This window comes from Bittarella massiliensis (ex Durand et al. 2017) (assembly GCF_009876955.1).
Lineage (GTDB): Bacteria > Bacillota > Clostridia > Oscillospirales > Ruminococcaceae > Bittarella > Bittarella massiliensis.
On sequence record NZ_WWVY01000028.1, the window covers coordinates 1 to 5,688 of the forward strand.

6 protein-coding genes are annotated in these 5,688 nt (G+C 43.2%); 1 reads left to right on the forward strand and 5 read right to left on the reverse strand.

Going from position 1 to position 5,688, the window contains the following annotated elements:
* Positions 1 to 405: 405 nt before the first annotated feature.
* The 5 genes from GT748_RS14610 to GT748_RS14630 form a co-directional block, all read right to left on the reverse strand.
* Positions 406 to 1,608, reverse strand: a complete 1,203-nt coding sequence (locus tag GT748_RS14610; protein WP_155202506.1) for a hypothetical protein — start codon at positions 1,606 to 1,608, stop codon at positions 406 to 408.
* Positions 1,609 to 1,727: 119 nt separating this feature from the next.
* A complete protein-coding gene (locus tag GT748_RS14615) occupies positions 1,728 to 2,273 on the reverse strand; it encodes an RICIN domain-containing protein (protein ID WP_055080015.1) in 546 nt (181 codons plus the stop codon).
* A 143-nt stretch (positions 2,274 to 2,416) separates the two neighbouring features.
* Positions 2,417 to 3,640, reverse strand: a complete 1,224-nt coding sequence (locus tag GT748_RS14620; protein ID WP_155202505.1) for a hypothetical protein — start codon at positions 3,638 to 3,640, stop codon at positions 2,417 to 2,419.
* 198 nt (positions 3,641 to 3,838) lie between these two features.
* A complete protein-coding gene (locus GT748_RS14625; protein ID WP_134109624.1) occupies positions 3,839 to 4,378 on the reverse strand; it encodes a hypothetical protein in 540 nt (179 codons plus the stop codon).
* Between the two features lie 281 nt (positions 4,379 to 4,659).
* Complete coding sequence (locus GT748_RS14630; RefSeq protein ID WP_155202504.1) at positions 4,660 to 5,055, reverse strand: transposase; 396 nt, start codon at positions 5,053 to 5,055, stop codon at positions 4,660 to 4,662.
* A 128-nt stretch (positions 5,056 to 5,183) separates the two neighbouring features.
* Here GT748_RS14630 and GT748_RS14635 point away from each other — a divergent pair, with 128 nt between their 5' ends.
* Positions 5,184 to 5,582 (forward strand): PadR family transcriptional regulator, encoded by a 399-nt coding sequence (locus GT748_RS14635; RefSeq protein WP_117472697.1) that lies wholly within the window; start codon positions 5,184 to 5,186, stop codon positions 5,580 to 5,582.
* Positions 5,583 to 5,688: the final 106 nt, after the last annotated feature.

Below are 5,688 nucleotides of genomic sequence, written 5' to 3' on the forward strand. Positions count from 1 at the left end.
TTGCGTCACGTTGTCCGTTCCAGCAAGCAAGAAAATAGGGAATTCCGACAACAGGTGCTCGTGCAACATTGGATTGCGTAGCAAACGCAGGGATAGCCAATGCAACTGCCATGATAAGGCAGAGGACGATAGCAAAGATTTTCTTTTTCATATCTCACATCTCCTTTTCTTTCACAAATTTTGCTTTATTCCATCAGGCACCTTGCGCACCGATGCCCAACTTCCGATCCTTTTGAGCGGCAAGTGTTCGCCACTCGCTCCAAACAGATGGATCAATGTTCGTTTCCATCAGTTCGAACATCCAGCAGGAGTACATCATGACCGCTGAAAAAAATTTGCTTTGCTGTTTAAAACAATAATTGCAATAAATACCACGTTTCTTCCAACGCCGGCCATCTGGATGCTTTAATCTGCAACTGGAGAAATCGTCTGATAGTTGGGGTTATTGCTCCAGAAGTCTTCCTTTGCGATCAACGCCCATTGCGGGGCAGGAATTTTAGCCGTATATGAAGTCCCATCGATACCTTCCAGCACTTTTGTCTCGATTACCTCACCAGTTCTCACAAGGAAACAATCCTTAAATTCCCACAGTATCTTTACATAGGTTTCTCCCTGAAAATTACTGGTCAGAGTCACTTCTTCCAAAGCCCCATCAGAACTGGAGACGGCATATCCTGCATAGTGAATAGCCAAGACGTTCTCCGAATCTGCCGATCCGACATAATAAAGAAATTTTCCATCGTATATTCCTTCAAAATAGGTTGTGTCAAGGCTATCACCGATTGGGAGTCCGGATTTTATGCAAACAGTATCCCCGTTTTCCAGATTCAATGAGTAAAGTTGTGCCGACCGTATGTCGAAATCACATTGCAGATAATAATATCTGCCTTCGTGGACAATCCCATAATGTGTTTCCGGCGACCATTTCAAGAGGATCTGTTTCCTGCAGTCTTTGATTGAAAACAAGAACAAAGAGCCGCATGTATCAGACTCCGTCATACTTTCAAATGCAGGCGTACTTTTAAACACAAGCCACTCTTTATAAGCACCGATTAAAAACTCGTTGCCAGCCAAATCCGTAATTTTTTCCTTTTCCCCGCTTGCTATCGAAGTTCTATATAGGGAATAGCTGCTTGACGCGTCCTGAGAAACGGTTTCAATGACCATATAGAGATAAGCCCCATCTGATGCTACGGCTTGCGGTAAGCGTTGGTTGGGCTCTAATTCCATAAGAATCTTTCGATTCTCGCCATTAGGGTCCAATCTCCATATTTTATCCGTCGGCTCCATGTTTCTTCCTACAAAGCTTTGGGCAAAATACAGTGAATTCTCATCAGCCATCAGATAAGTCGCACCATCCTCAATCCAGCTTGTATCTGTAGCATTATCATGAGAAGAAGATATTTGGTTAGACAGATACACCGTTTGCCGTGAAGAACGATCCGTGTATAAAATATTCGCAGAACCGTCGTCATTGAATCGTAGGCTGTAGTATCCATCCTCATTGCCGATTCCGCTTGAGGCAAACGAACCGTCCATAGTGGTGAGCATTCTCAGCTGCACATTGGTTTCTTCTGCCAGTGTCTCATTAGCGTCAGGCACTTCCAAAGATGTCCGTCCTGATAGACACCCGCTAAGAATCACGGCAGTGAAAAGAATCAGCACAAACAATATGCAATACGATTTAAGTCGCCTGTCCATAGCTTTGTTATAAACGCTCCTTTCAATCAGTCATACACCAAAACTCCTCTCCAGAGTTGATTGTTCAGTCCAGAAGATGGCTGCCAGACGACATTATGTCCTCCTACTGTCTGAACCGATGATTCCGTTAAGGCTACCCAATTGGGGCGGTTAACTAAAGCGATTCCATATACTCCATTGGGTTCAGCAATAAATTTGACTTTGTAATTTTCCACCGTCGTATTACTTGTATAACGCAGTTCACAGTTTCCATTGGCCCCTAAGCATAAAACCAATGGATTTGCGCTGCTGGAAGTTCCAACACGTACAGAATAGCGGTCCTCTCCTGGGAATTGCGTGGCAATCCATTCCTGGGTTATGGAACCGGTAGACGTATACGTCGTCACATTCGTCCCATTGACCGGCGTTCCCTCAGTGTACGCATTCAACGCTTTCGCAGAATTAACACTGTAGTAATAAGTCGATGCTGAAAAATACGGCGGAGTAGCTCGAAATGTTTCCGCAAACGCAGGCACAGCCATCGCGACCACCATGAGCAGACACAGCGCCATCGCAAACAGTTTCTTTTTCATAAATTACATCTCCTTTACCCTTTACATTGTAAATTTGGTTCGGACGTATCGAATCAGTATCTCGCGCGCCGATACTGATTTCTCAGCGGCCCACCAAATTTGTGCTTTTCAAAAGCAAAACTTTTATTTTAGGACTTAATCCGCTACTGTATTTTGGTGTATTGTGCGTTATTAGAAAAGTAATTCGTACTACTTATTGTTGCATAGACCGGAACGACCGTAGGATACTGTTGAATTGTACCATCCGGTCCCTCAGCCGTCATCATTTTTTCTTGCACACCACATTTTACAAGCAATACGCCATCTGATTCTGCTACGGGAACAACAAAATCTGTAACACCAGCATAAGTATACGACAAATGCAACTCTATAACAGAACCGTCACTTATGTCTACGGCAAATTGACGCCACTTAACGTTTGCTGCACTACCCGAGGATTCTGATTCAATCTTTTCGCCTACTTGAACAACCAATCGGTCATCGTACAATCCCAAAAAATACAGGGAACTGGAATCAGGAATAGGAATCGGCTGGGACTGCAACACCGTAGTTAACCCAGCGCCGTCAAAACGATTAACTTCAAATGTTCCCTTAGACGGTGTATAGAAAAAGAGATAATCACCATAAGAGGCGTCCACCACTTCTTCTTGCATCCATGAACGTTGAGGAGTCATTTCTTGAAGCTGCAAGTCGTAAAAAAACAATTCGTGTTTTTGTGATAAATATGCTTCATGAGAACCTGGGTTTTTATTTTGTGTGACTTCTATTGATTTCAGAATAAGTGTATTATCCGCGGTTCCAACCAGAAACCAACTTTTGGATGAATCAAGTTGTGTCAGCTTCTGAATGCTCCCTTGCGCAAGATCAATTTGAATTAACTGTGGTGTTTGTACATTCAACTCGCTGCTGTATGCTTCAACAATCGTGAATAATACATTTTGATCTCCAGCGAATGCACGGTCATATCGGTCTGCGCTGTTAAGCTCAACCAGCGTAACACGGTCATTGCCATCATAGCCTATCTGCAAGATCGAAGGATGGTCTTCAATTGCTGAGCAGAACACCAATAGGTGTTGCTGAAAATTTACAACTCCAATTGCATTGGGAATAACTGCATTGCATGTTTCATCATTGTGCTGACATTCGGGACGGCTACAAAGGGGGAGTTTTTGGTGCGTCGCATAGTCAATATAAAATAATGTGGGCAGCGCTCCCGACAAATCCAATTCATAAAAGCCTGTCTCTGTACTACAAGTTGTACCTATTCCCATTGACGACGTCAGCATTTTTAAATCGTGATAAAGGATTGGTTCTGTTGGTTCAACTTCTGGATAAGTCTCTGAACTATTGTTAACAGTAGATGCCACAGGAGATGAACTCCTCGGGGATGACGAAGAGGAGTCTAGTGTGCAGCCCGATAATATAGACATCATAACTATAAATAAAGACCCTATTACAATCAAACGACGCATATTTTTTCCTCGATTTCCCCTCAAAGGATTAATATGGAGATTGCTGTGCCCTATCCTTTATGTCGGATAAAGCACAGCAATATCAACTAACTTCTACGCAGTAATACTTACTGGGAACCACCAATCTGAATAATTCACATAATCTCGGCTCCCCCATTTTACGTTTGCAAGGTTACTTGCTCCCGTTGCAACCAGATAATACCCATAATAATACGACTTAAAATGGCGAGACGAATTTTGCTCATATTGAATTTCGATAGATGCGTCTCTCTCATTTCCACTCAAAGGATATACATCGCAATTCAGATAATTGGCTCCTTGATAACGGTAGATATTTAGAGCGTATGTACCATAGCCGTCAATGCCACTCACCAAATAGTATAGTCCATTAGGAGCAGTTTGCTGAATCCATAACTGATCGGTAATATTCTGGCTTTGATATATCACAACATTTCGGTTGGGAGACAAAACAGTGTTTCCGTAAACACTCAAACTATAGGTCTGATCGCCATATGCCCCCAATCGCCAACCAGTTTTTGCGCGAGAAGCCGCAAAGGCAGAGAGCGACAGCGCCACACAGAGAATACATACCGCGCATAGGCATAAAATCCGCTTAGTTACACGTTTTCTCATAAGATAACTCCTTTGTTGCAAATCGTTTTAAACGCTTTCCAATAACCTCCAAAACGGCAACAACAAATTCAAAACATTGGAAACACCTCATTTCTAGGGCTTGTTTGAAAAAAGGCGGAGATTGTGCTAAAGCAACAAAATAGCGATGGAGGCAAGATGCATAAAGGACAGCAAAGAAGCATCCGACGTGTCATATTTGGTGACGGTTCTGAGGAACCACTTGATTTTCTGGAAAAACACTCCACCAGAAGGCAATCTTTATACAGATGCCGGTCAACCGGCTAGGGACCGGAAATGTTGCTTTGGGGCGGGATCGCATAGCTGGTCCCTGGTCCCGGGGGCTGAGATATATTCCCGAATCGTCCGGGCACCATAGGCCCGGTCTTCCAGCACGGCACTCCCGCCGGTTCTGACCTTTTCAGCAGTTCACACCACTGCGCACCGCTCCGAATGATCCAGAGCATTCCGTTGAGCATAATCCGATTATCCTTCCGGGGACGACCCCACTTTCCCGTTTCTTCCGGTGGTGACAGCGGCTTGATTCGTTCCCATTGTTCTTTTGTTAATTCATATTGTTTCAGGCTCATAGCTTCACATACTTGGTTTTTTTGTGCGACTTTTATTTTTAGCGGAAGACCTAAATACACTCCTTTGAACATCGTGGGCTTGATGCCCATCCAACTGAACTGACATTATATATCCTAGTTATAGAATATATAAAAATATCTATATTTGTCAATAATAAATATGTTGAAAACAGTGATGTTTCATTGTATAATGTTAATGAACATAAGGAGATAACACTATGGAGCAACCATCCCAAACATCCAAAAAACGCAGTGGCACTGTGGCAGGGATGAAAGATGGCTTGAAAAAAGCTACGACCGATATGCTGGTTCTTTTTCTTTTGAGGCAAAAGCCAATGTATGCTTACGAAATGCTTCAGGAAATGGCCCGGCTTAGTGATGGTGTGCTTCAATTTAACACACTATATATTGCTATCTATCGGCTACAAGAGCACGGTTACATTTCACCGTTAGAAACCGTTGTTACGGAGAGTAATCGAACCAGAGTATATTTTTCGATTACCGAACAGGGCAGCAGATATCTCGATGATATCATTGCAGAATATCGGCGAGTGACGCAGACTATTGATAGCCTCTTATCGAAAGACGGTGTGCTCTATGAGGGGGATTCGGTATGAATGAGCGTAGGTGGAAACAGTATTTCCGCCAGGCCGGGAAGTATTTATACTGTGACACATCTCAAAAAGATATATTTGAGAAGCAAATCCGCGCAGCAATAGCGGA